The organism is Pandoraea sp. SD6-2 (assembly GCF_000389825.1).
Lineage (GTDB): Bacteria > Pseudomonadota > Gammaproteobacteria > Burkholderiales > Burkholderiaceae > Pandoraea > Pandoraea communis.
In genome coordinates this window covers 1,080,676-1,107,225 of the sequence record NZ_KB944454.1, presented here as the reverse complement: position 1 = coordinate 1,107,225, position 26,550 = coordinate 1,080,676, and the positions used below count along the sequence as shown (strand labels likewise).

At 57.4% G+C, this 26,550-nt stretch carries 32 protein-coding genes and 3 pseudogenes; 28 read left to right on the top strand and 7 right to left on the bottom strand.

What is annotated here, in order from left to right; all coding sequences use genetic code 11:
- The 7 genes from C266_RS27075 to C266_RS27590 form a co-directional block, all read left to right on the top strand.
- Positions 1-422 (top strand): DDE-type integrase/transposase/recombinase (locus tag C266_RS27075; protein ID WP_144265886.1); only part of this gene is annotated, 422 nt, incomplete at its 5' end.
- Positions 423-950: 528 nt separating this feature from the next.
- Complete coding sequence (locus C266_RS21390) at positions 951-2,399, top strand: hypothetical protein (RefSeq protein WP_010806848.1); 1,449 nt, start codon at positions 951-953, stop codon at positions 2,397-2,399.
- Positions 2,396-2,674: a hypothetical protein gene (locus tag C266_RS21385; protein WP_010806847.1), complete on the top strand. Its 279-nt coding sequence runs from the start codon at positions 2,396-2,398 to the stop codon at positions 2,672-2,674. The genes C266_RS21390 and C266_RS21385 overlap by 4 nt, the downstream gene beginning before the upstream one ends.
- Before the next feature lie 213 nt (positions 2,675-2,887).
- On the top strand, positions 2,888-3,922 hold the full coding sequence (locus C266_RS28150; protein ID WP_246831213.1) for a hypothetical protein: 1,035 nt from the start codon (positions 2,888-2,890) through the stop codon (positions 3,920-3,922).
- A complete protein-coding gene (locus C266_RS27065; RefSeq protein ID WP_246831212.1) occupies positions 3,829-4,302 on the top strand; it encodes an Imm42 family immunity protein in 474 nt (157 codons plus the stop codon). The genes C266_RS28150 and C266_RS27065 overlap by 94 nt, the downstream gene beginning before the upstream one ends.
- Positions 4,303-4,584: 282 nt before the next feature.
- Entirely contained in the window at positions 4,585-4,890 is a 306-nt protein-coding gene (locus tag C266_RS21380) for a hypothetical protein (protein WP_036663546.1), read from the top strand.
- A gap of 595 nt (positions 4,891-5,485) precedes the next feature.
- Positions 5,486-5,815, top strand: a complete 330-nt coding sequence (locus tag C266_RS27590; protein WP_144265885.1) for a hypothetical protein — start codon at positions 5,486-5,488, stop codon at positions 5,813-5,815.
- 473 nt (positions 5,816-6,288) lie between these two features.
- On the opposite strand, the gene C266_RS26405 is transcribed toward C266_RS27590, so the two are convergent.
- On the bottom strand, positions 6,289-7,617 hold the full coding sequence (locus tag C266_RS26405; protein WP_010806845.1) for a S1C family serine protease: 1,329 nt from the start codon (positions 7,615-7,617) through the stop codon (positions 6,289-6,291).
- Between the two features lie 242 nt (positions 7,618-7,859).
- Here C266_RS26405 and C266_RS21370 point away from each other — a divergent pair, with 242 nt between their 5' ends.
- The 3 genes and pseudogenes from C266_RS21370 to C266_RS21360 form a co-directional block, all read left to right on the top strand.
- Positions 7,860-8,918, top strand: coding sequence for a hypothetical protein (locus tag C266_RS21370; protein ID WP_010806844.1), 1,059 nt, complete (start codon positions 7,860-7,862; stop codon positions 8,916-8,918).
- 175 nt (positions 8,919-9,093) lie between these two features.
- Positions 9,094-9,615 (top strand): hypothetical protein, encoded by a 522-nt coding sequence (locus C266_RS21365; protein WP_144265884.1) that lies wholly within the window; start codon positions 9,094-9,096, stop codon positions 9,613-9,615.
- A gap of 181 nt (positions 9,616-9,796) precedes the next feature.
- A pseudogene (locus C266_RS21360) lies at positions 9,797-9,949 on the top strand (transposase); the annotation flags it as partial.
- Between the two features lie 403 nt (positions 9,950-10,352).
- Here the strand turns inward: C266_RS21360 and C266_RS27820 are convergent.
- Positions 10,353-10,642 (bottom strand): annotated as a pseudogene (locus tag C266_RS27820) (ShlB/FhaC/HecB family hemolysin secretion/activation protein); the annotation flags it as partial.
- Between the two features lie 127 nt (positions 10,643-10,769).
- Here C266_RS27820 and C266_RS21355 point away from each other — a divergent pair.
- From C266_RS21355 to C266_RS21325, 9 genes and pseudogenes are all read left to right on the top strand, one after another.
- Positions 10,770-11,060, top strand: coding sequence for a hypothetical protein (locus C266_RS21355; RefSeq protein ID WP_010806841.1), 291 nt, complete (start codon positions 10,770-10,772; stop codon positions 11,058-11,060).
- Between the two features lie 142 nt (positions 11,061-11,202).
- Complete coding sequence (locus C266_RS27585; RefSeq protein ID WP_144265883.1) at positions 11,203-11,478, top strand: hypothetical protein; 276 nt, start codon at positions 11,203-11,205, stop codon at positions 11,476-11,478.
- 187 nt (positions 11,479-11,665) lie between these two features.
- Positions 11,666-12,195, top strand: a pseudogene (locus tag C266_RS28470) (transposase); the annotation flags it as partial.
- Positions 12,196-12,626: 431 nt separating this feature from the next.
- The gene (locus C266_RS21340; RefSeq protein WP_010806838.1) at positions 12,627-13,427 is read left to right on the top strand and encodes a hypothetical protein; all 801 of its coding nucleotides are present in this window, start codon (positions 12,627-12,629) and stop codon (positions 13,425-13,427) included.
- Positions 13,428-13,627: 200 nt separating this feature from the next.
- A complete protein-coding gene (locus C266_RS21335) occupies positions 13,628-13,930 on the top strand; it encodes a hemagglutinin repeat-containing protein (protein WP_010806837.1) in 303 nt (100 codons plus the stop codon).
- Positions 13,931-14,036: 106 nt separating this feature from the next.
- On the top strand, positions 14,037-14,210 hold the full coding sequence (locus C266_RS27815) for a hypothetical protein (RefSeq protein ID WP_168162942.1): 174 nt from the start codon (positions 14,037-14,039) through the stop codon (positions 14,208-14,210).
- Positions 14,211-14,232: 22 nt separating this feature from the next.
- Positions 14,233-14,511, top strand: coding sequence for a hypothetical protein (locus C266_RS26400; protein WP_010806836.1), 279 nt, complete (start codon positions 14,233-14,235; stop codon positions 14,509-14,511).
- 323 nt (positions 14,512-14,834) lie between these two features.
- Positions 14,835-15,122, top strand: coding sequence for a hypothetical protein (locus tag C266_RS27580; RefSeq protein ID WP_010806835.1), 288 nt, complete (start codon positions 14,835-14,837; stop codon positions 15,120-15,122).
- A 238-nt stretch (positions 15,123-15,360) separates the two neighbouring features.
- Positions 15,361-15,618: a hypothetical protein gene (locus C266_RS21325; protein ID WP_144265882.1), complete on the top strand. Its 258-nt coding sequence runs from the start codon at positions 15,361-15,363 to the stop codon at positions 15,616-15,618.
- Between the two features lie 162 nt (positions 15,619-15,780).
- Here C266_RS21325 and C266_RS28465 read toward each other — a convergent pair whose 3' ends face one another.
- Positions 15,781-15,993, bottom strand: a complete 213-nt coding sequence (locus tag C266_RS28465) for a transposase (RefSeq protein WP_144265881.1) — start codon at positions 15,991-15,993, stop codon at positions 15,781-15,783.
- Positions 15,994-16,192: 199 nt separating this feature from the next.
- Here C266_RS28465 and C266_RS21320 point away from each other — a divergent pair, with 199 nt between their 5' ends.
- The 5 genes from C266_RS21320 to C266_RS21300 all read left to right on the top strand — a co-directional run bounded on the left by C266_RS21320 (position 16,193) and on the right by C266_RS21300 (position 19,878).
- Positions 16,193-16,771 (top strand): DJ-1/PfpI family protein, encoded by a 579-nt coding sequence (locus C266_RS21320; protein ID WP_010806833.1) that lies wholly within the window; start codon positions 16,193-16,195, stop codon positions 16,769-16,771.
- A 12-nt stretch (positions 16,772-16,783) separates the two neighbouring features.
- Positions 16,784-17,182 carry a VOC family protein gene (locus C266_RS21315; RefSeq protein ID WP_010806832.1) on the top strand — a complete coding sequence of 133 codons (399 nt, stop codon included), beginning with the start codon at positions 16,784-16,786 and terminating at the stop codon, positions 17,180-17,182.
- Positions 17,183-17,228: 46 nt separating this feature from the next.
- A complete protein-coding gene (locus C266_RS21310) occupies positions 17,229-17,840 on the top strand; it encodes a hypothetical protein (RefSeq protein WP_010806831.1) in 612 nt (203 codons plus the stop codon).
- A 14-nt stretch (positions 17,841-17,854) separates the two neighbouring features.
- Positions 17,855-19,441, top strand: a complete 1,587-nt coding sequence (locus C266_RS21305) for a GMC family oxidoreductase (RefSeq protein ID WP_010806830.1) — start codon at positions 17,855-17,857, stop codon at positions 19,439-19,441.
- A gap of 104 nt (positions 19,442-19,545) precedes the next feature.
- On the top strand, positions 19,546-19,878 hold the full coding sequence (locus C266_RS21300) for a ribbon-helix-helix domain-containing protein (RefSeq protein WP_010806829.1): 333 nt from the start codon (positions 19,546-19,548) through the stop codon (positions 19,876-19,878).
- Between the two features lie 131 nt (positions 19,879-20,009).
- Here the strand turns inward: C266_RS21300 and C266_RS21295 are convergent, their stop codons facing one another.
- On the bottom strand, positions 20,010-20,918 hold the full coding sequence (locus C266_RS21295; RefSeq protein WP_010806828.1) for a LysR family transcriptional regulator: 909 nt from the start codon (positions 20,916-20,918) through the stop codon (positions 20,010-20,012).
- Between the two features lie 108 nt (positions 20,919-21,026).
- Between C266_RS21295 and C266_RS21290 the strand changes: the two genes are divergently transcribed.
- The 4 genes from C266_RS21290 to C266_RS21275 all read left to right on the top strand — a co-directional run bounded on the left by C266_RS21290 (position 21,027) and on the right by C266_RS21275 (position 24,819).
- Positions 21,027-21,908: an aldo/keto reductase family oxidoreductase gene (locus tag C266_RS21290; RefSeq protein ID WP_010806827.1), complete on the top strand. Its 882-nt coding sequence runs from the start codon at positions 21,027-21,029 to the stop codon at positions 21,906-21,908.
- A gap of 292 nt (positions 21,909-22,200) precedes the next feature.
- Positions 22,201-23,466 carry a styrene monooxygenase/indole monooxygenase family protein gene (locus C266_RS21285; RefSeq protein ID WP_036664008.1) on the top strand — a complete coding sequence of 422 codons (1,266 nt, stop codon included), beginning with the start codon at positions 22,201-22,203 and terminating at the stop codon, positions 23,464-23,466.
- Positions 23,456-24,004 (top strand): flavin reductase family protein, encoded by a 549-nt coding sequence (locus C266_RS21280; RefSeq protein ID WP_010806825.1) that lies wholly within the window; start codon positions 23,456-23,458, stop codon positions 24,002-24,004. The genes C266_RS21285 and C266_RS21280 overlap by 11 nt, the downstream gene beginning before the upstream one ends.
- Positions 24,001-24,819 (top strand): SDR family oxidoreductase, encoded by an 819-nt coding sequence (locus C266_RS21275; RefSeq protein WP_010806824.1) that lies wholly within the window; start codon positions 24,001-24,003, stop codon positions 24,817-24,819. Before C266_RS21280 ends, C266_RS21275 begins: the two co-directional genes overlap by 4 nt.
- Before the next feature lie 91 nt (positions 24,820-24,910).
- Here the strand turns inward: C266_RS21275 and C266_RS21270 are convergent, their stop codons facing one another.
- The 3 genes from C266_RS21270 to C266_RS21260 all read right to left on the bottom strand — a co-directional run bounded on the left by C266_RS21270 (position 24,911) and on the right by C266_RS21260 (position 26,543).
- Positions 24,911-25,843 (bottom strand): catechol 2,3-dioxygenase, encoded by a 933-nt coding sequence (locus C266_RS21270; RefSeq protein ID WP_010806823.1) that lies wholly within the window; start codon positions 25,841-25,843, stop codon positions 24,911-24,913.
- A gap of 20 nt (positions 25,844-25,863) precedes the next feature.
- Positions 25,864-26,205 (bottom strand): 2Fe-2S iron-sulfur cluster binding domain-containing protein, encoded by a 342-nt coding sequence (locus C266_RS21265; RefSeq protein WP_010806822.1) that lies wholly within the window; start codon positions 26,203-26,205, stop codon positions 25,864-25,866.
- A 74-nt stretch (positions 26,206-26,279) separates the two neighbouring features.
- The gene (locus C266_RS21260) at positions 26,280-26,543 is read right to left on the bottom strand and encodes a SemiSWEET transporter (protein ID WP_010806821.1); all 264 of its coding nucleotides are present in this window, start codon (positions 26,541-26,543) and stop codon (positions 26,280-26,282) included.
- Positions 26,544-26,550 lie beyond the last annotated feature (7 nt).

Genomic DNA, 26,550 nt, shown 5'->3' with positions numbered 1-26,550 from the left:
TGTTCACGCGCCGCGTTGTCGGCTGGTCATTCTCGACGAGCCCCGACGCCGACCTCGTAGTGAAGGCATTAGACATGGCGTTCGAGCAACGCGGTCGGCCCACGGGCTTGATGTTCCACAGCGACCAGGGCGGTCAATATGCTAGCCGGAAATTCCGTCAGCGACTGTGGCGCTATCGAATCAGGCAGAGCATGAGTCGGCGTGGAAATTGTTGGGATAACAGCCCGATGGAACGCTTGTTCCGAAGCTTGAAAACGGAATGGGTGCCAAGCACTGGATATATAAGTGTTCGAGAAGCACAGCGGGACATCAGCTATTACCTGATGCAGCGATACAACTGGACTCGACCACATCAATTCAACGAGGGTCTAGCCCCGGCAGTCGCAGAAGAAAAACTTAACTCGGTGTCCGGCGTGGGTTGACCACTACACAATGACGTGCTGAATCCTTGGTATCGACAGGTGTGGACGGACATTGGTATGGGGATGTCGAAGTACGTTCCACCTAGTGTATTGCCATCATGGCTGGGTGGAGCCGTGGGAGGATTAGCACAAGAAAAAGCCAGTGCTATTGTTCAGGATCAAATTGATAGAGCTGGAAAGAAATGAGACCGAAGACAAGTTTCGAACTATTTCGCTGGACGTATTACTTCCTATTCTGGTTTATAGGTATGGGAGTCAGCGTCGTTATTATCGAGCTTGCTGTCGGACCCGCACTTCAATGGTTGTTTCACGATACTTCATATCAACTACCGACCTGGAATCGAGTGGGCAGAATGGCCGTGTTTGTGGTTTTGTTCAGTTTGTTCGCAGGCACAGTGACATGGTTTAGTGAAAAAAAGAGAACAGGGCGATAGAGCCCGAAGTGACGAACCCGGCCCAGGCCGGGTTCGTCGTATATGGGGTTTGCCTGCGGAAGCATCATGGGATAGTTGGCGCGCTGGCGACAATATGACGATGCTTGGCATGGGAGGCGCATCCGGTAGTTTCAGTTACTCGCGCGGCAACGCAAGCGGGAACTACGCGGGCGTCGTCGAGCAGTCGGCGAGCGGCAGCGAGCGGGGCACGACGCGTAGTGGCGTAAGCGAGGGAACCATCACGCTGACGAACGGCGCGAGCCAGACGCAAGATCTGGCAAGCCTGAATCGCGACACGACAAACCTGAATGACACAGTCAGTCGGACGCCGGATCTGCAGAATCTGCTCAACGACCAGTCAAGGTTGATGGCGGCGGCGACCGCTGCTGGGGAAGCGGTGGCGCGGGATATCGGGTCGTATGCGAATAGGAAGGAAGAGGAAGCTAAGGAGAAGGCGAAAAACACCGAAGACCCCACGTTGAAGGCCCAGTACTTGCAAGAGGCAAAGGACTGGTCGGAGGGCGGGGATTATCGAGCGGCGATGCACGCGGCGGGTGGCGCGATTGTTGCGGGGCTGGGCGGTGGTAATGCCTTGGGTGGTGCGATGGGCGCGGGGCTAACGTCAAAGCTTGGTGGCGCGCTGAATGATCTGAGCAACAAGATTCAGGATGCCCATCCGACGGGCAACGCAGATATCGATCAGGCATTGGCGCAGATTGTGGCGACGGGGGTCGGTACGGCGGTAGGCGCGGCTGCAGGTGGAGCGTCAGGGGCTTTCACCGGGTTTAATACTGACCGGTTCAATAGGCAGTTGTATTCCGATGAGCATACGTTGGCGAAGAACATCGCAAAGATGAGCAACGGACGCTACACACAGGAACAAGTGGAAGAGCAGATGCGAATTATGGGCGTCTCGCAGACAGGGGGCGGAGCGGTTCCGGAGGGTGTTGCTGAGGAGCTAAATGGGCGCACGCCGACCGACACGGGTGCTCGATGGATTAATACGGGTCTAACGAATGAGAACGGAAACCCGTTGATTTTCCAATCGTTACAGGAGCCGAATCAGGAGTTGCAGGCGTTTATCATGGCGAATTACAACTCAGCATCTCCGGGGCAAGTGCCGAGTACCTTCACGTACGTGCCGACGCCGGCTAAGACGGATGTGCGGGGGACGGTGGCCGATGTGGCGGGTGGCGTTTCGACTGCGGCCGGGCGGTTTGGGGCAATCACTGCGGCCGGGGCTTCCCTACCTTCGCCTTTTGCGCCGGGATTGGTCACAGCATCTTACGTTGCGACCGCGACAGGCATGGCGGCGGATGCTGTGGTCCAAATCGCAAAGCCGGACATTGGTCAATATTTGGTTTCCAGCGGAGTCGGGTATGCGGTTAGCGCAGCCACGGAAAAGTTTCCAGGCTTGGGGCCTGCGATCAACGAGACTGCGAACGCTATAAACAATGGTAGTACGTCACAGTCCGCGCAGGATTTCATCAATAAGTACTTGAACAAGATAATTAACAGCGTGAATGGATCTAGGGAGAAATGAGGGAAAAGCTCAAGATTATCGAGGAAGGGAACTTCACAAGATGGTTCAGGCTATGCTTGATCGCTGCGGGATTTGGCATTATGTACTGCACGTTCAAGTTTATTGAGCCATCAATATGGAGTGGGGCCTTGCTACTGGTCGGCTTGGGTATAGCCGCGGTGGGAGGGATGACAAGTCGTGCAGCATTGCTAAGAATCAAGCCATTCGACAACAGCCAAAAGAAAGCACGCGACAGCTACAAGTCGAAGGGCGACGAAGAGAATCAGTCGAAGTAGACGTGACGAACCCGGCCTTGGCCGGGTTCGCTGCTTGTGGAGGGCGTTCAGTCGGAGATGAGCGTGCGCGCTATTTGCTTCAGGGATATGGGAGCCTTGGCGTTCATGCAGTGATCTGCCGAATCTACTCAACGACCAGTCGCGGTTGGCGCGGCGGCTGGAGGGGCGTCTGGGGCGTTCACGGGATTTAATGTTGATCGGTTTAACCGGCAGTTGCATCCGGAAGAAAAGGCTCTGATTCACAATAAAGCGAATGGCGATGCAGCGGCAGAAAAGCGCCTCACCGCTGCCGCGTGCTATCGGGTGGAGTGCTGGGCACAGTATTCGCCTAACAGCCCAGAATGGCTGGCGAACTACGTTAGCCCAGTGGATGCAAGAGATTTAGGACCTGAACTGAAGTGGGTGGATAGCCAGAAGGTGGCGGGTGGGAGGTTCGATTACTCGATATCGGAGCGTTTTAGCGACTCGCTCAGCAGCCAGTTTGATCAGGCCAGCCGAGGTGCTCGGCGTGTGGGGCAAGACGCCGTAGCGCTTGCGCAAGATCCCCGACGAGCTTTCGGGCAAGTCGTGGGACAGATGCGAGATGATGCGCTTGCGAAAGCATCGGAGCGACCCGAAGACTTAATTGCTCGGAGCGTAGCTAACGGGCTGAACGCATTGCTTGGCATGGGCGGTGCTAGGCCGCCGACTGTGAGTCCTGGGGCGGTGCTGATGCAAGGTGCGACGGGAGCCGAGCTTGCGGGAGGCGTGGGGACGCCAGCGAAGTTGCCGGACAATGTGATGGCGTCGGGAGGCGATAAAAATCGCCTCCCGATTCCTGACGTAGCTAAGGGTGAGAACGGACTCCAAGTCGAGTCTAATCCAAAACATACACCGGGCATGGGGGGTAACAGGCCGAATGCGGGCGTTGAACCAAAGAACTCTCCCGACCTATTTAATTCATCTGTGTCAGGGGGAGATGGGGTTCGCTATGCAATCGACGAGAGTGGGAACATAAATAGATTTTCGTCCAACGGAAACGGTGTTTATCATTGGTCTGGATCCACCGGTGACGCTTCGGCGTCATTGAATGTCTCAAAAATTCCAATTGAAATAAAGCGGTCACTTGGTTTTAAGGGGGGTAAATGCTATTCGGAAACCCTGATTCATTTGCTATATGGTTTGATCAAGTTGATTCATGGTCAAATGAGAGATTTAAAAACGGGTGTTTTGGGTACTTCTTGGGGGGGGAGTTTGTTTTTTCTATGAAATCCACACTTGGAGTCGATTTTTATAGATTGAAATCGATGTATTCGATGGGGAATTCGGTCGAAGATGAGGAGCTTTTCAAACTCCCGGATCAGGTTGCATACAAAAATCTCTGTTCGCGATCTTTTCCGCCTCTAGACTCTGATGCTGAGAATAGCGATTTTAGGTATTTAGTTTCAGCTGAGAGTCTTTCTGACGATGGTTGGTACGTGTTTCTTGTGGAATTTGGTACCCAGGCAAAGCTAATTTTTGGTTTTGAAAACGATCCGAATAGTGTCGGTCAGGTAGTTTTGGAGCGTGGTGAGTTTCAGAGGGTTGTGGCGGAATCGATTGAGAAATCCGGTTGTCTAATTTCTCACCCATCGACTGACCTTGGTTAAGAATCTGAGTCGATCTAAGTTGGAATGTCGGTGTAGTCGGAAACGGCCATATAAGCGATGCAAAAGCTATCGCCGAAATTCCTCAAGCAGTAGACCACCCCCGCGCCTAACGGCTGCGTAACTGGAGATTGCGCTGCCGGATTATTGGCAGGCGGCCGAACATCACTGCCGGGGGTGACATTTACTGTTGGACCGAGCGGCCCCTTGTGCTGGGGTACGGGGTATCAGCTGGCGCTGGCGTCTACCTCGCCCTGGCGGACAAGATTTGGGATTCGGAGAATAATGGAAAATTCATTGGAAACATCACCGACGGGATTCCGATATATCGCGATCCTGGGGCCTGTTGATTGGGAAAGTGCTCCAAGTATTGTTGAGAAGATCCTTAGCCTTATTGGTGCCGTTGAGGTGACGAGGATTGCGAATGATGACGGGATATCCGTTGATACAAAATGGTGGAATTTCACCTTCAATGGAAAACGATTCAGGATAGTCCACGAAGAATGGCCACAGGGTCTTTCAATAGAGCCGATTGAAACCGTAGACTTACCGATATTGTTCGAAATTACCCAGAGGCTCTTGGCTGCGTAGTCAATGTGCTCCGTTGCAATGAGCGTCGTGAAAACATGAGAATGTAACGGCGCACAATGGACCAATCCACGTGCGAATCTTCGGCGTCACGGCGTCGAAATGGGATAAGAAAATGCTAAATCCGTTTACCAAACAGCAGTTGCCTCCGTATTTCGGTCGAGGGATGCTGACGTACGGAGTTGGCTCGAAGAGTGTCACGGTTACCAATGACATCCGTGATTCAAGAAAGTGAATGTTACGCACGTCATTCGGTCCGTCCGCCTTGTGCTAATAGTTGGGGGCGCATTTTTATGCTCCAGCACTTTTTGGGGCACAATCGTTGTTGTGGCTACACGTCGGATTCTTCACGTAAAGGATGAGTCCATCCTTCTTGGTCTATTCGCCGCGACCTCTGCAATTTGTTTGTATTTTTGCATCGCCGTTTTGCCAAGGCATGTAAAGAGGACCGATATCGTATGATTGCCCCCTCGTTGGCGCACTATGTGAATCCACAGGATGCCCGAGTTGAAATGGGTGCGTAGCCCCGACAAGCGGCGCGCGAATCATCGATACAACTTTACGCGCACCCGATGGGATCATTCGCTAGGAAGTAGTCATGATCGCATTGTCAACGTATCTTGTAGATCAAGCTAATCGCACTGAAGATTTACTCGTTCAAGTTGCCGGCAGAAATGAGAACATTCGAGGTTTATATAGAAGCCAGTTGAAATCGATTTTTCATGACATAAAATCAGGAGAACTTCAGGCGCCCAGTGATGTGTTATCTGGATATTGGTATTACTTTTCACCGGAGGGGCCGTGGCACATATGGGAAACGTTTCCTGATTTGGTTTCTTCAATTTCTACTGTCATTAATTTGCTTGGATTGTGTGGCGAGCAGGAGTTTTATGCATATTGTCGGCGACATAAAATTAATGTCGACTGATTGATAATGAAGTCGTATATAGCGGTAGTCCTAGCGCGCGCTACGCCACCGCTCCAGCGTCTCGGTGCACCGTCGGACTCGCCCTGATGGCTTCCATAGGCGCTCTCTCTGGCAGCAACATTCATCCGGGCCACCCCCCTGTCGTGGAATGCTTGGCCGAGTCCCGCATCATCTTCGCGCGCTTCACGAACGAGTTGGACTGCTGTCGGAAACACGGCATTTCGGATGTCGCGGTTTATAACTGGCGTAGCCGCTACGGCGGCACGGATGTCTCGGGGGCGCCGTGATTGCGCCAGTTGGAGGAGGAGAACCAGCGGCTCGAGCGTTTGGTCGCCGGCTAGGCGATCGACATCTAGGTCTTGAGGGTGTTCGAGGAAAAAATGTGAGCTCGCCCGTGCGGCGTCGAGAAATCGTGGAGGCCCCGAAATTCTACCTACTTGCGCCTACCAATTGGGGAAGCTTACGAACACGGTTCACCGCGAAGACACCGGCCCGGATGTCTCTTGCGTATTGCTTTGCGTCGTCGCACGGGGTGCGACGACGCGCTGCCCGCCGGGCACCGCCGTCAGCTCGATGGTCTCATTGATCTGCGTGAATGCGCTCATGCTGGAGACACGCATCTTGATCACCCTGTTGAGTTGCGGTGAGTACCAGATCGTCGCGTCGTAGGGCGTCGATTGCATCGAGCGACCCTGGTTACGCGTCGCCACTTCGAGCAATGCGCCGTCGTATTCAACGCGCAGCACATCGAATGTTCCTGCCGGCGTGATGAGCGACTCCTGCGAGGCAACGCGCGCGTTGAGCTTTAGCGAGCGGCCCTGCGTGCCCAACGAGGCATAGCTCATGGTCCAGGCCTGCCCCGGCTTGGCGCCCGCGCGAACCCAGCCGCCAGCAGGCATCGAATTGTCGATTTCGCCGAGCTGGGGTTGCGACATCTCGATCAATTTGCCGTCCGCCAGCTCTACACGAGCGCCGTTGTTGTAGAACAGCTTGTCGCCGTCAATACGATCCACGACCATCGCAACGCGACTCTTTACGCCGGTAAATCCATCGGTAATCGTGTACTCCCACCGTGCCCCGAGTGTGCCTGCCGCCGCCTCCCGGGCCTGGGCTACCTGCTTTGCGGCGGCGGCGCGCGAATCGGCGGTCTCGCGCGCCGCAATGGCTGCGCGACTGCGCGACGGCAGCTCGTCGATGAAGCTCGCCGGAATGGCGTAGTTCAGGTTCTGATTCAGATGACGGGCGTCTTCAAGCACGGCCGTGGTCAGGCCGATCAGACGGCCGTCGGTGTCGAACAACCCGCCACCGCTCGATCCCGGAGAGACCGGCGCGGAGGTTTGGATCAATGAAATGCGTTCGTCCGTATCCAGATGCAACGACGAGATGATGCCGTCGGACAACGAGAGTTCCTGACCGCTCGGACTGCCAAGCGTATAGACCTTCTGCCCGACACGCAGCGTGTTCATAGGGGCGCGCGCGACGGGGGATGCGGTCATTTCATCGACCCGCAGTTGGCACAGATCCCGTGCCGGATCTACCAGTTCCAGCGCGGCGCGATGACTCGTGTTACGTCGCTGCACCACCACGCGCGAAGCTTTACGCAGGACGTGACAATTTGTCGCGAGCCGCTGCGGCGCGACAACGACGGCACTGCCTTGTGACAGACGCTTGCCGTCGCGGTCGTATGTGATGACGACCCACACGCTAGGTGAGGCCTTTTCGTAGAGTTTTTCGGCATCCAGGGCAAGTGCCGGGACACAGAAGGTCGCGGCCAGCGCTGTGGCCAGAAGACGTTTGAGCATGTGCGAAAAGCGCCGCGCGAAGCGCCGGCCCCCATTTTTTGATTTGTATCGCTCTTTTGCGCCTTCGTCGTCAGTCCTGCGGCGATGGCGTCCGATTCGCTAGAGTGTACCCAAAGCTTGGGCACCCTGCAAAAGCTCGGATTCCTGTATGCTATTTCGCACAAAAACAAGACGTCCGGACAATGACAAGAAAACACGCAGACAATCGGGGGATGAGTCCACAGGGGACTACACGGCAATGGATGAGCCGCGCAGGTGTTGCCCTGACGCTGGCGGCAGCGGCCCTGCTTGCCGGCTGCGCTACGCCGACCGATATCACCAGCACACGCGCAAGCGACTACAAAGCGCACATCGATCGCATGTTCGTCGTCTATGACGGGGATATGCGTTTCGGCGACGATTTTGCCGCCGGCTTTCGCGACGAACTCAGACAACGACTCGCGTCATGCAACATCAAGAGCGATTTCGGTGAAATACGTGCCCTGATGCTCGACACCTCGCCGGTGGAGCGGAAGCTTCGCGCGTTTCAACCGGATGTGACATTGCGTGTAGATCCCAACGGCGGTGTCGTCACTGGCAATCTGCCGCTACGCGTCGATTTCCGCGTCAACATGTTCGACATGGATCGCGACGCCACGGTCTGGCGTGGCATTTTCCGGGTCCACCACGTCGGCACGCTCTACGTTTCCAAGACGGAGCGAGGCGCCGTCTTTGCGGTCGACATCGTTAATCAGCTGATCATCGACGGGCTCATCCAAAACTGTCCGATCACCCGGCTCGATGCGGGTAATCGACTGCCGAAACGTCCGACGGTCACTGTCACGCCCACGGAGTCAGGTACCGGGAAGGTGCCCGCAGCACCGGCGGCTTCGGGCAAGCCTGCGCCATCGCCTTACGTGCTTCCGGGTGTGCCGTCGGTGGAGACAGCGGGTTCTGACGCTCCTGCGCCGACCGCTCCGGTCACGCCGGGCATCCCTGCGACATCTGCCATCCCGAGCCAGCCGACACGCGCAGCATCGACACCGGCGCCTGCACGGACAGCCGGGGAGAAGCCGGCACCGCAGCCGCGCGAAACGTCGGTGAAACCCACATTGCCAGCACTGCCTCCGACATCCTTGGGCGATCTTCCTCCGATCGATGCGCCCGAATCGTCGCCGCCTGCTGCTACGCGGAATTCTGCAGTAGCGCCGACAGTCACTCGCGTCGAATCGCCACCGGCCCCGAGCGGTAGCACCACGAATTTCCGCACGGATACGCGCGTGAAGCTCGACGATCTGGATGGTCTGCTGCCCGCCAACTGAGCGGCGTTCCGGGGACAACATGAAGCGGTTAATGGTCTTGATGACACTCGTGCTGCTCTGCACGGCGTGCGCGCACCGAGGAGCGCAACCGTCGCTCGCATACTCTCCCCTCAGTTTTCGGATGCCGAAGCCGGAGGACAACCTCATTCGAAAACCCGGCTTTTCGACATGTGAGTTGGAAGCATTCGTTGCACTGGGGTACGGCCGACAGGTGATCGTATTCAAGAGCACAAAGGCATCGCTGCTGGCGGGACCGGGCGTTGGCGCCTTTCAGATCGCGTTGATCGATGATCTGTTCAAACGCATGCAGAGCGAGGAATTTTCAGACTATCCGCGATTCGCAGCGGAGAAGTTTTACGAATGCACTGACCGCGAGAAGGTGCTTGTGGAAAAAAATCTGACCAATGCGTCGATCTGCCTATTTCGCCAGGACGTCCTCTTCTACCTCAACGAGAGAAAGAAGCAGGGCCGTTCGCTAAACGAGGCGACGCTGATGGTGTCGAAGATGTACCGCGAGAATACGGAGGAAGTCCTTCCGCAACGCCTCATCGATATGGCAGCGTCGATGGTCTATAAGGCGAAGACCGATGAGGACATGTACGCGCTTCGACGATTCCATTTCGAATCGTGTCTGTTCCCGGATCAGTGGAAAGCCTGGTGGAATGCGCAACAGACACCGAAGAATCGATTGGAGTAGTCGCCTGAGGTGAAAGCAAAAGGCCCCAGAGGGGTGGCGTCCTGCCCAACTATATTGGAGTCAGTTCAAAGTGAAGAGACTTCTGGAGCCGCTTTTCGTGCTGACCTCTCCCCGAAAAACCGTAGCACCGAAAACTGGAGATTTCTGGCAAATTTGAAGCCCTGACGGGCAGGAGATTTGTATGAAGAAATCGAAGTTCACCGATGAGCAGATAGCTTTCGCGCTTAAGCAAGCCGAAGTGGGTACCACGTTGGCGGAAGTGTGCCGGAAGGTGGGTATTTCCGGTGCCACGTTCTACAACTGGAAGAAGAAATACGGCGGCCTCGGGGTTTCCTAGTTGCGGCGCTTTGGGCTACTGCCTGTTCGACGGACGCTTCCGATCTGGATACCAGTTGCGGGCGACTACTCTGGCGCTGCTATAGGCTAGTCGCAAGAACTGTGGTGTTAACATATGCAGCCATTGGCGATCACGACGATAACTCATTGATTTTCCTGATTGCGTGGTCGCAGTGACTGCAGCACCCTACGGTACCCGTAGGGCGAGTGTTCGAGCCGCTCACAACCCATCATCTAGATTCGACGCCGGGCACTCCATTTGGAGTGCCCGGTTTCATTTGGGATGCCACATTCTCGAGCGCCGCAGCGCTGTCGGCCATCTCCACCGAGCCTGAATTGCGCTCGCGCAGTGCGACGCGTGGACGCCGCCGATGTTCGTGGATTCGACGGGCGATGCAAGGTCAGAACTGCGCCGTGAGCGAGAATCCCACCGTTGTACGTGCGGTTTGAAAACTTGTCGGTTTGTAGACCGGAGTCCCGGCAAAGACTTCTCCAGCAACGAAACCAAACGGTAGCTTGGCATTACCCCGCACCCCAATGACAGCCCCAGCGAGTTGCGTTCCGGCGAGATAGGCGGCATTCGGACCGCTCACGCGCCCATAATCGACGCCAGCGAACAGTGAGATGCCGGAGGCCCCCCCAACATCCACTGAAGTTCGTTGCGCCAATAGAAGCCCTTCTCGGCCGCTACCCGGCATGCTCGGCGGCGTGGTCGAGCGTAGCGCAAGAGCCTGTAGGAAATGAAATAGAGGATCGAGTTATGGGCGGACAAAAGTGAGGAAAAAAATGAACCGAGCATTCTTGGAGTGCTTTACATAATGTTCGCTTTCATCGTTGCGATGGCGACGCTTGTCGCCATCATGGACTTCTTGATTGCCCCGGTTCTCGGCGAATTGCTTGCAGAGCCGCGTGCGCGCCAGTGGTGTGGATTGTTTTCGCGCTGCGCGAGTCGGAGTCAGGTCTCGTTTGTGGAGTACGTGTATTCGGGAGCGTTGTTGAATGGCATGAATGTCACAGCGGCTGTCCACCGGCTTAAGACTGCCGCTATTCTTGAGCTTGTGGTTGGGATCGGTTTCATTGCGTTGCGATTCTTCGGACGCCGCTCCTGAGATTGGTGCTATCACACCGTGGTCGAGTCGATCGACTTCCCCATCTCGGGGGACAAGATACCAATCAAGGAATATTGCTGTTCTGGGTAAGCACGAAAGGTGTAACGGTTATCAATGACATTCGTCATGAGGGAGACCACAAATGAACTGTCAGCGTCTGTATGCGGCCGCCCAAAGAATTGGCGTCGTTGGCGGGATATCAGTGGCGGGGGCTGGATTTTATGCAGTTGTTGTGATTGGAATATGCAGAAGGGTAATTGGCTTGAATGACAATGTTTCTGTATTTGCTATTGGCATCCCATTTTTTATTGTTGTGCTGGCGGTATTTTTAAAATACCTGCCTGCGCGTTTGCGCAGGGCTGGGATATTGAGCGACACCCCGGAAAAGTTCGGACCGTGGTTTAAGCGAGACTCCTAGGGATGGTGTTCAGAACTCGCTCCGTCGCATTGTGAATCATCGACGCAGAGCAGAAGCGGAGCAAACGCTGCGGAATCTGGCACGAATGCCGCGCCGCATGCGACATGAGGACTCTGATTACGCGCCTGCCCGCGCGGGCCTTTCATTAATTCGTGTTTGAGGCATAACATGTCGCTGAGGAGTGCCTATGCCTCGCAAACCGAAAACCCTGCCGGCAGAGCTGCCGACGGTCCCCGCCGAGCTGCTTGAGCAGTTCGGCCACGGCCCGATGACGGCCGACGCCTCAATGCCGCATCGCTGGCCTTCAAGAAAGCGTTGATCGAGCGTGCGCTGGGCGGCGAGATGAACCACCATCTCACGGCCAAACCGGCGCGCGTGACGAACCAGCGCAACGGCAAAGGAGCCATGACGGTCCTGACAGAGGACGGACCGATCCGCATCGAGATGCCGCGCGACCGCGACGGCAGCTTCGAGCCGGTGTAGATTCCCAAACGCGAACGACGCTTCACGGGCTTTGACGACAAGATCATCGCCATGTATGCCCGAGGCACGACCGTACGTGAAATGCAGGGCTTCGTACTGAAACAGTACGGCACGGAAGTCTCGTCCGAGTTCATCAGCTCGGTCACCGATGAGGTGATGAGTGACGTCACTGCCTGGCAGCCCCGGCCGCTCGAACCGATGTATCCGGTCGCGTTCTTCGACGCGCTACGTCTCACCGCGGAGGATCGCACACTCCTTGTCCAACTTGACTCAGTGACTTCTCCGGGTGTCCAGGAAGACTTGCGAGAGTACGTGGTAAATAATTACTTTGTTAGAAATGGGTACAAGCCCCTGGAAGGAAAATGTGGGGCTAATAACTGTTTTGACGGGGTTTATGTTAAGGGCGACACCATCCATCTCGTCGAAGTCAAGCCGCTTAAATCAGACGGATCAGTAAAGCTGAATGGGCCTTCTGATGGCTTTCCGACCCAGATGTCCCAAGATTGGGTCGAAAATGCGGTGTCACGATTGTACAAGGGAACAGCAAAGCAACGCGCTACCGCAGACGTCATCATGTCAGCCTTGGGTAACGGGAAAGTGATGAAAATTGTGACCGGAGCAGACCGCAAGGGAATTACTGCAGTGAAAATCAAGTGAGGTGATTGATGGATGGCTACGTTCTGCAAGAAAAAAGCCAACTCTATGAAGGCGCAGTGCGTTGGCGGCGCGATGCGGAGGAAAAGATACGTCGTGGAGGAAAGATCGATCTAGAGGCTTGCTACGCGACAATGTCGAACTCGCATTTCGTGATGGGTCTGTACGACTACATTACGAAGCATGATGTGTCAGGGATGAAACAGAATTTTTATGTTGCTTGCAAACTACATTTTGCTGCCTTGATTTTGAGTAGTGAGGGTAGGTTGCAAACTCCGATGCCGTTGCTATGGGCTATCTTGTCTGATGCGCCATCGGTTATTGATGAAATGTCGAATTTCGATCGGGGTGATTATGCTGATAATAAAAAAAATCCTCGATACCCGCAGTTTGTGGTGAATATGTATCAAATGGCCATAAAATCTGATTTTGATGGTATGCGCCGTGGTTTGGAAGCAATGAAAAAGTACGGAAAGAGAGATGATCGAGACAACGTTAAAAGTGGGGGAAATTTTTTCTCGTTACTGATGCTTCGAGATAAATCTTCCCTTGAGAATGAGATATTGGCGAAGGTGACTGGGGCGGCGGCTAATCCAATGGCCGAAGGTGTTGTTTCTACTATCTCGACAATAGAAGCAAAAATATGTTGGATGCACGGTATTGAAGTGGATATTGATAGCGATCTCGTCCCGAAAGATTTCCTTCCGGTAAGACCGCTGGCGAAGTATTCGGACGAGTACGATTTTCTTTCGGTTGGCTATGAGAGGAAAGGACTGATTTCACGCTTGTTCGGTGGAATTTTTGATCGATAGTGTGGTTTTTTTGATCGGGAAAGAAAAGATAATTTCCTGAGAAAGCGCGGCTCGGCGCAAGGCAATGCTGCAGATTTCACGAGCGTCGGCGCATTAGCGGCGGGAGGCTGCGGAAGCTTGTCGCAACGAGGGACAAGAACAGCGATCCAGCTGTTAGCGATACCGCGACGACGATTCTCGGCAACGCCAACGAGATTGCGTTGAGTCGAGGGTCTTCGAGCAACATCAAGGCGGGCGGTACTGCGGCGTTCATGGCGACTGGAGATGCGGCGTCGGGGAAAGGCAACATCAACATCATCGGCTCGAACATCGATGCAAAGGACGTTCTGCTACAGGCGAATAACCAGGTCAACGTGCTCAGCAGCAAGGACACGGAGTCGACAGGCAGCGAGAACGAATCGAAGAGCGGCAGCTTCGGCGTGTCGTACGGCACGAGCGGCTGGGGCATATCGGCATCACTCTTGAAGTCCAACGGCGACGCGAATTCGGATTCGACGTTCTAGTACAGTTCCCACATTAATGCGAGCAACACCGCCGTGCTCGCGAGCGGTGGCGACACGAACATTGTTCAATTAGAAAGGGAATCTCTAAGTATCTTGGAGGTAATTAGTGAAAATCAATACGGCCATGGCGGCGGTGCTGGCGGATGTGGTCTTCGCAGCACCACTTTGCCCGGCGTTGTCTACGATTGCCGGAAGCGGGTTTGACGTTCGTGACGATTGCCATTTTCTTGCTGCACTTTTTCCATCAGCTAAGAACGTAACGAGAAATAATTTTTCCTGATTGCACAGGCTACGAGAGCTTCGTGAATTCACTCCACATTGAGGACTACGACGACAAGTCCCCTTTGGGGCAGGCCATTCTGTTTATCGCTCACGTTTTCGTTGAATGGCGTGCATCGGTTCCGAATCTGACGTTGACGTCCATTGTCAGCGCTGATGAATATAGTGTTGTCGTTAAATTCCACGTAAAACGACTGACCGAGCAATGGATTAACGAAAATATCGATAGTTACGAAGACCCGATCATGTCGGTAGAGTCTTCAGAAGACGTGGTTCAAGTGGTCGCGGCATTAAGCCATTAACGCTAAACTACGCCGGGAGTTGCGACCCGCCCACTATCGATGAAAAGATTCCGTTAAGCTCGGTCTTCCCGCTGAGCTGGCCATTCGATGGGCACAGATGGGATTTGACGTGTATTCGATGAATCCATTGCCCGGGGTTGAGCCGAAAGTGTTTACTAGCCAAGTCGTACCTATTCAACAGGGGACATACTCGGCACCAGGTGGAGCACAGCAGGTGTTGGTGCCGAGCCGAAACCAGTGGGCGGATCCGAATGCGAACAAGATCGTCGAAATTAAAGGCATTCGATGACCAAGTGGTCTTGGTGAGAGGAGCAAGTTACTAAATGAGGTGGCGCTTGAGTGGATTTTCTGATCGCATCCTAAAAAATATTCGCGCCGGTGCCTACGGAGACGCCTACCGTGTCGGCAGCGAAGCGTTAAGAAAGTCTAGCGGGGACGAGGATGTCATGGCCGCCATGCTAGAGCTTTCCGCACACCTTCGGTCGGAATGTATGTCGCTGGCAATACAAAAATACGATTACAGTGAGAAGTATGTTTCACTTGAAAGTCTGCTGCGAAGAGTTAGCAATCTTACGGGGCAGGATATGTATGGATCGTTTAAATCGAAATGACGCGAAAGGCCATTGAGTCGAATTTCTGGAACACAGGTGCAAGCGTTAACGCTGGGGCGCAACACCTTCGAAAATCCAGTAATGGAGTAGCTAACAAGAACATGCCATCGCAAGAAGCCAATCCAGCGTAAGGGAAGGCATAGCGCGAAAGAAGAACCATCAGAACAGGTCAAATCAACCGCTGTATCAAGTCCTCAGCGGAATGCGGATGATGGTGCCGCCCGGAACGGGACGCTGCATGTCCCGCACACAGGCATTCGCGGGGATGGTTTGCCGCAAGATGCTGGTTTCCGGAATCGGCATCATGGCGGGCAAGGACATCACAGGTATTGGTCAAAACGTCACCAATCAGGTAAGCGCAGCGGCAAATTCCGGCGGCGACGCACGGGTGTCCGCTTCGCGCGGATATGCCGCTGCGAGCGGCACTGTGGGGGCGCTGGGAGAGGACAACGGTGCTCTCGCAGCCGGAAAAAAGCCTGAAGCAAAATCGAGCTGAGCTGGGGCTCGTCGAACGACTGCTCGACGAGCTAAAACTCACCTCGAACCGGAATTTATTCTCGGCACGTGCCTGCGCTCCTAATAGTCGTGCGGCGCAATACTTGCCACACGATTTCTCGACGTCGCACGGGCGAGCTCACATTTTTTCCTCGAACGCCCTTCAAGACCCGGATGTCGCTCGCCTAGTCGGCGACCAAGCGCTCGAGCCGCTGGTTCTCTTCCTCCGCCGCGCCCCCGAGACATCCATGCCGCCGTAGCGGCTACACCAGTTATCAACCGCGGCCTCCGAAATGCCGTGTTTCCGGCAGCAGTCCATCATAGGCACAGAAGCGCTTACGATCCCGGCAGCGGCCCACCCCAGATTGTTCCCCATTTAGCCATCTATTACCCGCGTGATCGTGGGCTTCCTATACTCGATCAAAAGTTGACTGCATTCGTGGCTGATTGGTGGCCGTGGCTACCTGTCGTCGCGACTAAAGCACTCGAGGGTTTTCATTTCAATCTCAAATCCTCGGTCGTACCCAAGATTCATCCCCGTATCGCTTCTTCACCTAATGTAGGAGGTCGCAACAATGGGAAAGCGAATTCTGATCATCGCCGGCGATTTCGTCGAAGACTATGAGTTGATGGTGCCATTCCAGGCGTTGTCCGCAGTGGGGCACACAGTCCATGTGGTAGCGCCCGACAAACGCGCAGGTGACGCGATCCGTACGGCCATTCACGATTTCGAAGGTGATCAGACTTACACCGAAAAGCGTGGCCACAATTTCACGTTGAATGCCGATTTCGCCACCATAGAGCCGAGCGCCTATGACGCGCTTCTGATTCCCGGCGGCCGAGCGCCCGAGTATCTGCGTCTGAACGAGCGAGTCATCAGCGCTGTGCGTCATTTCGCGGAGGCAAAGAAGCCAATCGCTGCGGTATGTCACGGCGCCCAATTGCTGGCCGCCGCTGGCGTCATTGAAGGCAAGCGCATCTCCGCGTACCCGGCATGCGCTCCGGAGGTCACCCTGGCGGGCGGCTCCTATCAATCTCTCGACTGGCCCGATGCCATCACCGACGGCAATTTCGTGACCGCACCCGCATGGACGTCGCATGCCAACTGGCTGGCTCAGTTTCTGACGCTCCTTGGCACCCGAATCACGCACTAAAAAGACAACGTTGTGGCAAAACTCATTCACACCATGATTCGTGTCGTCGACCTGGATCGGTCGCTGCGCTTCTATGAGGCCGCGTTGGGACTCACGCCCAGCCACCGTCTGGACTTCGACGAATTCTCTCTTGTGTATCTCCGCAACGCCGAAACCGAGGCGGAGATTGAACTTACGTGGAACAAAGGGCGAGAAACGCCGTACTCGCATGGAGATGGGTACGGTCACGTTGCCGTGGTTGTCGGTGACGTTCACGCCGAGCGTGAACGTCTGATAGCCCTGGGACTTCAACCGAAGGACATCCGGGAATTTAACAACGCATCCGGCGACTTGCTGGCGCGCTACTTCTTCATTGAAGACCCGGATGGCTACAAGATTGAGGTGCTCGAGAAGCACGGGCACTACCAGTAGCGGATATATCGGGCCAAAGAGCCCGGAACCCACAAAGGAGACAAAAATGGTAGGCAAGACAATCACGATTGCACGCCAGGAAAGCGGCGCCATCGAAAGCGGCATGCGGGTCGAGCTAACACGCCGTGAGATGCTAAGAGGAACGGGCATCCTGATCGGTACGCTTGCGCTGTCATCCACGCTGGCGATGGTGACACCCAGCCGAGTCTGGGCTGCGGAACTACAGCGCCTGAGCACACATCAAGGGGCAGTCCTTCTCGCCCTAAGCAAGCAGATCTTCCCCCACAGCAACCTCGACGATGCTGTCTACGCGCTCCTCGTCAAGGCGCTGGACGGCAAGGCCCAGAAAGATGCCACCGTGCGCAGGCAACTGGTGGACGGTATTCGAGAACTGGATCGGCGCGCTCCCGGCACGGATTGGACCAAGCAACCGGCGCAAGCCCAGATTCAAGACGTAGACGCAATCTCGAAGTCTCCATTCTTTGAGACCGTTCGTGGTACCGGCATCGTGGCTCTCTACAGCAATACACTCGCCTACAAGCATTTTGGTTATCGCGCCAGCGAAGGTGACGGCGGCTATCTGTTCAACGGATTCAACGACCTGGCTTGGCTGCCGAATCCCCCTGAACAAGACAGTGGTCCGATCCCTGCACAGTGATGAGGAGAACCAAATTGGCTACGAAAGATAAGGGCAAGGTCTTTTCCCTGAACGACGACAGCGTCGTTGTGATTATCGGCTCCGGCGCGGGCGGTGGCACCCTGGCGAACGAACTCGCTCAAAAAGGGATCGACGTGGTTGTGCTCGAGGCGGGTGCGCTGCATACGCAAGCGGACTTCAAGACGGAGGAGTGGGATTCCTTTCAGCTATTGTCCTGGCTCGACAAGCGGACGACGTCGGGTACGTGGCGCGTGGCAAAGGACTTTCCGAACTTGCCCGCGTGGATTTGCAAGACCGTCGGCGGTACGACGACTCACTGGGCGGGGGCCAGCTTGCGCTTCCAGGAGCACGAATTCAAAGCACGCACGACATACGGTGCGATCGACGGCACCAGCCTGCTTGACTGGCCAGTCACTCTCCAGGATCTAGCGCCGTACTATGATCTGGCAGAGAAGAAGATGGGAGTGACTCGCACGAATGGTCTGCCCGGTTTGCCTGGGAACAACAACTTCAAGGTGATGTCGGCCGGCGCCAGGAAGGTCGGATACAAGGAGTGTAATACCGGTCACATGGCCATCAACAGCGTCAATCGCGATGGCCGTAGCCACTGTTATCAGCGCGGCTTTTGCTTCCAGGGCTGCCGCTTCGGCGCCAAATGGTCCACGCTTTACACGGAGATTCCCAAGGCGCAAGCCACAGGCCATATGGAGCTTCGCCCGCAATCGCACGTGGTGAGCATCGAGCACAATGCCGAAGGCAAGGTCACCGCGGTGCTGTACCACGACGTCAAAGGCAAGCTTCAGCGCCAGAAGGCTCGCATCGTCGCAGTTGCGGGCAATTCCATCGAAACGCCGCGCTTGCTCCTGAATTCGGCGTCGGGCAAATTCTCTAACGGCCTGGCCAATTCTTCCGACCAGGTGGGGCGCAATTACATGCGTCACACGACTGGAACCGTGTATGGGGTCTTTGACAAGCCCGTGGAGATGTTCAAAGGCACTACCATGGCCGGAATCATCGAAGATGAGGCACACCACGACCCGAAGCGAGGTTTCGCAGGCGGCTATCATTTGGAGACACTTTCGGTCGGGCTGCCCTTCTTCGCCGCGTTCTACGATCCCGGTACCTGGGGCGCGAAGTTCACGCAAGCCATGGATGAATACGCTCACACCGCATCGATGTGGATCGTCGGCGAGGATATGCCCCGCGCGACAAACCGCGTGACGCTGAACAAAGACGTCAAGGATCAGTACGGTCTGCCGGTGGCGAACGTCCATTTTGACGATCACGACAACGACACCGCCATGCGCAATCACGCATACAAGCAGGGCCAGGCAGTGTACGAGGCGGTTGGTGCGAAGTCGACGTTCCGTTCTCCGCCCTTCCCGTCGACGCACAATCTGGGTACGGCACGTATGAGTGCGCGTGCCCAGGATGGGGTCTGCAACGGATTTGGGCAGACGCATGACATTCCGAACCTGTTCATTTCCGACGGCAGTCAATTCACCACGGGTGCCGGCGAGAATCCCACGCTCACGATCGTTACCCTGGCAATTCGGCAAGCCGATTACATCGCGGATCAGATGGGCAAACGTCACATCTGAAACCTTGTAGCATTGGAGACGGATAGCGACGCTTAAAGCGCGGCTGGATGGCTAGCGATACATCCAGTCGCATCTTTGTTTTTTGCGATGAAGGGGGATGATTCATGTGTAACGTCTACATCACTGCCGACCCAATCGTCTATGAATCCCGCACTCGTTCTCTTCGCATTCACGGTGTCGTCACGACGGTTCGCCTGGAAAATCTCTTCTGGGATGTTCTGCAAGAAATCGCCGTACGCGAACATTCGACGACCAGCCAGTTTGCGGCCAAACTCTATGACGAGCTGACGGTCTTGCGGGGCGAGCCACCGGTCAATTTCGCATCGTTCTTGCGCGTCTGCTGCCTACGCTACCTTTCACTGAATTCAGTAGGCGAAAAGCCCGGTGTGGACCGCATCATGGACCGTGGCTTCAGACCGATGGTGGTCGGGGCCTAATCCAGCGTCCACGATGGGACGCTTTCAATAATGACACCAGGTGCTCCAGCGTGCTGCGGATGATTGGTGTCGCTGATGAACGCAATCGCTTGACCACAGGCCGTAAGTGCTTACGATTCCTGCATTGGACCTCACGCACCGATCCGCTGCGCCTGAACGAAATCCACGAAGGCCCGAAGCGGTGCCGGGAGATGGCGCCGGCCCGGGTAATACAGGAAGGGCCCGGTGAAGGGCTGCCACCACGTCTCCAGCACCGGCACCAGGGCGCCACTATCGAGGTGAGGTCTCAACCAGTCTTCGAACAGGTGGATGACGCCACAGCCCGAGACGGCTGCGTCGATCGCCAGATCCACCCCGCCGCTTATCCGATAAATCAAGGGCCCACCGGGCTCCACGGTCACCACCTCGGCCTTGCGCTGGAATTCCCAAGCCGGCATGGCGCCGCTGGCAAAACGACCACGCAGGCAGGCGTGGTTCAGCAGGTCGCGCGGATGGTTCGGGCATCCGCGCGCGGCGAGATAGGTGGGAGCGGCCGCCGTCGCCATGCGCTGCCGGCGCGGACCGATGGGGATGGCGATCATGTCTTGGGCCAGGCGCTCCTCGTAACGGATGCCGGCGTCACATCCCGCCGAGAGGATGTCGACAAACCCCTCCTCGACCACCACGTCCAGGAGGATGTCCGGGTAGGCGGCCAAGAAGGGCGGCACCAGACTAGGTAATACCAGCCGCGCCGCACTGGCCGGCACATTGAGCCGCAATGTTCCGACCGGACGATCCCGAAAGCCGTTAACGACGTCGAGCGCGGCCTCGATCTCACCGAGCGCCGGACCGAGCCGTTCCAGCAATCGCGCACCGGCCTCGGTCGGCGACACGCTGCGCGTACTGCGGTGGAGCAGGCGTACACCCAGCCGCGTCTCCAGCCGTCGCAGGGCCTCGCTCAGGCTCGACGCACTGACACCGCCGGCCCGGGCCGCTTCGCGAAAGCCACCGGCCCGGGCGACGGCCATGAATGCCGTCAGGTCGCTGAGCTGTTCTGCCATTGAGATTCACTCCATTGTTCGCCAATATGCACAGACTGTACCAATTACACATACTTATCGCACAAGGTCAAGTTGAATATATTGAGGACTTCTTGAAAGGAGATCTCGATGAAAACTATCCATCAGGCAGGCAAATTCCGCGTCGGCAGTCGTGATGTCGGACGGATGGGCTACGGTGCCATGCAACTGGCCGGGCCCGGCGTCTTTGGTCCGCCCAGAGACAGGGAGGCTTCAGTGGCCGTGCTTCGCGCAGCGGTGGAAAGCGGCGTCAATCACATCGACACCAGTGACTTCTACGGCCCGCACATCACTAACCAGATTATTCGCCAGGCGTTGCACCCCTACCCCGACGATCTGCTGATCGTCACTAAGGTTGGTGCCCGGCGCGGCTCGGATGCCTCGTGGATACCTGCAATGTCGCCTGAGGAGCTGCGCCAGGCCGTTCACGACAACCTGCGCCATCTGGGCCTCGACGTACTGGAGGTGGTGAACCTGCGCAGCATGCTGGACGTTCATGGCCCCGCGGAAGGCTCGCTCGAAGCGCCGCTGTCAACCCTGGCCGAACTGCAGCAACAGGGTTTGATTCGCCATATCGGGCTGAGCAACGTGACGGCTCGGCAGGTCGAGGATGCGCGAAGGATCTGCGATATTGCCTGCGTGCAGAACCACTACAACCTGGTGCACCGTGGCGACGACGCGCTGGTTCAGCAACTGGCGATCGATGGCATCGCCTACGTGCCTTTCTTCCCACTCGGAGGCTTCTCTCCGTTGCAGGCGGATGCTCTGTCGGCGGTGGCGGCAGAACTGGGTGCAACGCCCATGCAGGTGGCGCTGGCCTGGCTGTTGCAGCGCTCCCCCAACATGCTGCTCATTCCCGGCACCTCCTCGGTCGAGCACCTGCGGCAGAATCTGGCGGCGGCCGAACTGAGATTGCCCGGCGAGGTGATCGACAAGCTGGAGACGGTGACCGCCAACCCTGCGTCGCTGTGATGCCGGGCGATCTGAGCGCGATAGGGTGCAGTCGCCAATTCGGCTAAAAGCGTATCGAATGTCGCCTCAAGGCTCAGGCCGAGTGAGCCGTGCAAACCGTCAAGATCGTTTCGCGGAGCCAGCGATGGGCGGGATCGTGAACGTCCGTTCAGGGGGGGGCGACATCAAGGGTGTTGCTCACTGGTTAAGCCCTAGGTATTTCCCTTTACCCTCATAGGTGTCCGATCCCATTTACCGCGAACGCCCATCCTCCTACCCTACGTTGGAAAATCTCAACGAGAGGATGGCTGACATGAAGAAGATTGCAATCATCGGCGGAGGCCAAGGTGGCTTTCACCTGGCCTTCGGCTTGCTCGATCGCGGATGCGATGTCACGTTGTACACCGACCGTACCCCCGACCAGTTGTTGGGCGGCAGGATTCCGAGCACGGCGTTCCTGTTCAATCAGACGCTCGACATGGAGCGGCGCCTTGGCCTGAATTTCTGGGAAGACGTCGCCCCTCTGGGCGAAGGCATGCTCGTCGATTTCCGTGAGCCGTCGGGCAAGTCGCTGCTCACCCTGAAAGGCCGCCTGTTTGACAAGTCGGGCCAAGCCATCGATCAGCGCACAAAATTCGCCCGCTGGACGCAGGAGTTCGAGCGGCGAGGCGGGCGTCTCATCTTGCAATCGGTTTCCCTGGAAGAACTCGACAGCATCGCCGCAGAATGCGACCTCACGCTCGTCGCGTCCGGCAAAGGCGCCATCAACGCCCTTTTCGCCCGTGACGCCTCTCGCAGCGTTCACGACACGCCGCCGCGCAATCTCGCCGCCCTACTGCTCAAGGGTCCGCAAATTGTCGGTGACCGTCCTTGGTCGAAGGCCGACTTCCGGCCGTTGCGCTTCAATTTCATCTTCGGCGTCGGCGAGTTTTTCTCGCTGCCCTTCTTCACCCATTCCGCCGGCGAGTGCCGCAGTTTCCTGTTCGAGGCCCGTCCCGGCAGCGCGATGGACCGTTTCCAGGGGGCCACCGACGGCAACGAAATGCTCAAGATCGCCAAAGACGTGATACGCGACTTCGCACCCGAAGACGCCGGCCTCCTCGACGACGCGCAACTGACCGATCCGAACGCCTGGCTCAAGGGCGCCTTCACACCGACGGTGCGCCACCCCGTCGGACGCCTCCCGTCGGGCCGGGTCGTCATGGGCGTCGGCGACGCCGTGTGCCTGAACGACCCCATCGCCGGGCAAGGCGCGAACAACGCGTCGCGCATGGCCGAGCATCTTATCGATGCGATCGTGACGCACGGCACCTCACCGCACAGCGCCCAATGGATGCAGGAGACGTTCGACGCTTTCTGGGACGCCTCCGCAAGCTATACCACCGCATTCACGAATGCCCTGCTCGAGCCGCCCGGCGAAGCGATCATGCATGTGTTGGGTGCAGCCGCGAATCATCGCAACATCGCCGACGACTTTGTTGCCTGCTTCGAGACGCCGCGCAATTTCTGGCCGTGGATCGCCGACCTGCCCGCCGCGCGGCGCTTCGTCGAGGCGCGAGGGGGGAGCGATGCTGCCTGACGCTTCCCGCACGTCGTCGGACTGGCGACACGCCCATGAACTGCCCGCCGCCCGCGTCGATTTTCGGCGCGCGCTCGGTTGCTTCGCCACGGGCGTGACCGTCGTGACGATGGTCGACCACGATGGCCGGCGTATCGGTATCACGGCCAACTCGTTCTCATCGGTGTCGATGGATCCGCCATTGATCCTGTGGAGCCTGGCTCGCAGTTCGCCGAACGCGCGGGCGTTTGCCGACTGCCGGCACTTCGCGATCAACATTCTCGCGGGAGATCAGGACGCCATCTGCACGCGCTTCGCACAACCCGCTGCGGACAAGTTCGCAACGGTGGACATTACCGCCGGCGCGCACGACGTGCCCCTCATTACCGGTGCCGCCGCGCATCTCGAATGCGATGTCGAAGCCATCCATCCGGGCGGCGATCACCTCATTCTCGTCGGACGCGTTCAACGCTTCCGCTGGCACGACGCCGCACCACTGGTGTTCTGCAAGGGCGTGCTGCGCCCCTTTGACACCGTACTTCAGGAGCAGGAAGCATGAGCCGGAATTCCGCAACGATCTGGGGCATCGAAGGCAAGACTGCCATCGTGACCGGCGGCGCCACGCTGATCGGCGCTGCCGTGGTACGGGCATTGTGCGCGGCGCAGGCCAATGTCGTCATCGCCGATATCGATGTGCCGCGAGCCAGCGCGTTGGCCGACGAAATCGGGCCGCAAGCGTTGTTCGTCGAGACTGACCTTGCGAGCGACGAAGCGATTCGTCATTGCGTGCAGACGGCTCATGCGCACTATGGACGCATCGACATTCTGGTCAACGTCGCTTGCGCTTATGTTGATAACGGCCAAGCCTCCACCCGCGCGCAGTGGCATGCGGCGCTGGACGTCAATGTGGTGGGCGGATGCATGCTGTTGCAAGAGGCGTATCCGTTCCTGCTCGAAGCGGGTGGCGGCGCGGTGGTGAATTTCGGTTCTACCAGCGCCTCCGCAGCGCAAGCCGGCCGATGGCTGTATCCGGCCAGCAAGGCCGCCATCCTGCAACTGACGCGCAGCCAGGCGCTGGATCTGGCCAAGGACGGCATCCGCGTGAATGCCGTCTCGCCGGGCTGGACGTGGTCGGGCGTACTCGACGCCATCTCGGGCGGCGACAAAGCCAAAACCAATGCTGTCGCGTCGAAGTTCCATATGCTCGGCCGCATCGGAGAGCCGGAGGAAGTCGCCAACGCCGTACTGTTCCTTGTGTCGGACAAGGCGTCGTTTGTTACCGGGGCGAACCTGGCCGTCGACGGTGGTTATGCCGCCATGGGGCCGGAGCAGACCCTCTCGCCTATTGCCGAGCTACTGCCCTCGGCCGTGTAATCCCCCGCGTGCCGGCGCGAACCGGCGCCCAAAAAAGAAACGCCCCGATCGGAATCATGCTGATCGGGGCGTTTTTCTTGCGTCTACGGTCTCAGGTCAGCACTGACAGGAACGCCTCGTTGAGCTTGCGGTCGTGATAGAAGATCGCCTTGCCGATTTCCGCTTCGGTCCAGGTGATGGTGGGCTTATCCGGGTAGTGCGTGTAGCCGCCCGAGAACACTTCATTCCGGTTGCCGGACGGGTCGAAGAAATAGATCGTCTCGCCGCGTGTGATGCCGTGGCGCGTCGGGCCGATATCGAGCGACACCTCGCGCTTGGAGATGATATCGGCCGCACGCAGCACCTCGCCCCAGTTGTCCAGACTGAACGACGCGTGGTGGAACTTGTTTTTCTCCGGGTGACGGATGAAGGCGACGTCGTGCGCTTTGTTCGAGCAGGTTAAGAAGGCGCCGATCAGCATGTTTTCGGGGCCGGCGATGATCTGCTCGGCCAGCGTAAAGCCCAGCACCTCGCGGAACAGCTTGACGGTGCCGTCGAGGTCGTCGCCGTAGAGCAGGCAGTGATCGAAGCGGCCCGGCGCCATGCCGCGAAGCCCGTCCGGCCACGGATCGGGATTGACGTCGCCGGTGGCGCAGCCGACCTGATCCTTGTGCGCGTAGATCTCGATCGAATGCCCGGTCGGTACGGTGAAGCGCAAGCGGCGTCCCGTGTGACGCAGATCGCCCTCGGGCAGCCACGTCAGGTCCGTTGCCAGACCGCACTGCGCCAGCTCGCCGGCCAGACGCTCGAGCGTGGCGTCGGAGTCGACGCGAAAGCCCATGAAATCCATGCCGGCGCGATCCGTCTCGCGCAGGATCACGCTGTGGTGATCGTGCTCGTCCCACCCCTTGAGGAATACGCGGCCCTGCTCGTCGCGGCCGGTCTCGATCAAGCCGATCACCTCGGTGTAGTGCTTGAGCGCCGCATCCATGTCGAGTACTCGAAGCGCCACGTGTCCGGGGCGCAATACGCCAGTCAATGCCATCATTTGTCTCCTTGAGTAATTCACTGTTGTTCTTCGCCATCGTCGTTGCGCCCGCCGTCGGCACCCCGGTTCAGGCAGCGTTGCATCTTCTCGGCCAGTGCCACGCGCACATGGCTTTCGGGATAGGCGCGGCAAGCGAGCACCACACCTTCTTGCGCCTCCTGCTCGCTGACACATGCCCGACTCATCTTGCCGAGCCGGCAGGTGCCCGCGATCACCCTCACCTTGCACACGCCGCAGCCTCCACTGCGGCAGCCGACCGGAATGCCGCGCTTGCCAAGCTGCTCCATGCCGCGCAGCAGGCTTTGCTGCGCGTCGCATAGATAGCGCAGGCCAATGTCGTCGATCTCCACTTCGAACATCTCATGTCTCCCGGACTTTCCGTCCTGTCTCGACGTATGGATGCCACGCCCCCGCGTTTCGCGCGTGCCCGTTGTCACCGTGCCCGTTCGAAGCGCAGCTTCAGCACGACGATGACGATGGCCAGCAGTAGGACCACCGCGTTGTTGAGGGCGATCGGGCGGGCGCCGATAGCGATGCCGTAGTACAGCCACAGGCTCACGCCCGCGATGAAGCACGCGTACATGCCATACGAGATATCGCGCGCGGAACGCGAGCGCCAGATCTTGACGACCTGCGGTATGAACGAAACGGTGGTGAGGAGTCCCGCCAGCAGGCCAACGGCGTCGGTCGTTTCCATAAGAGTG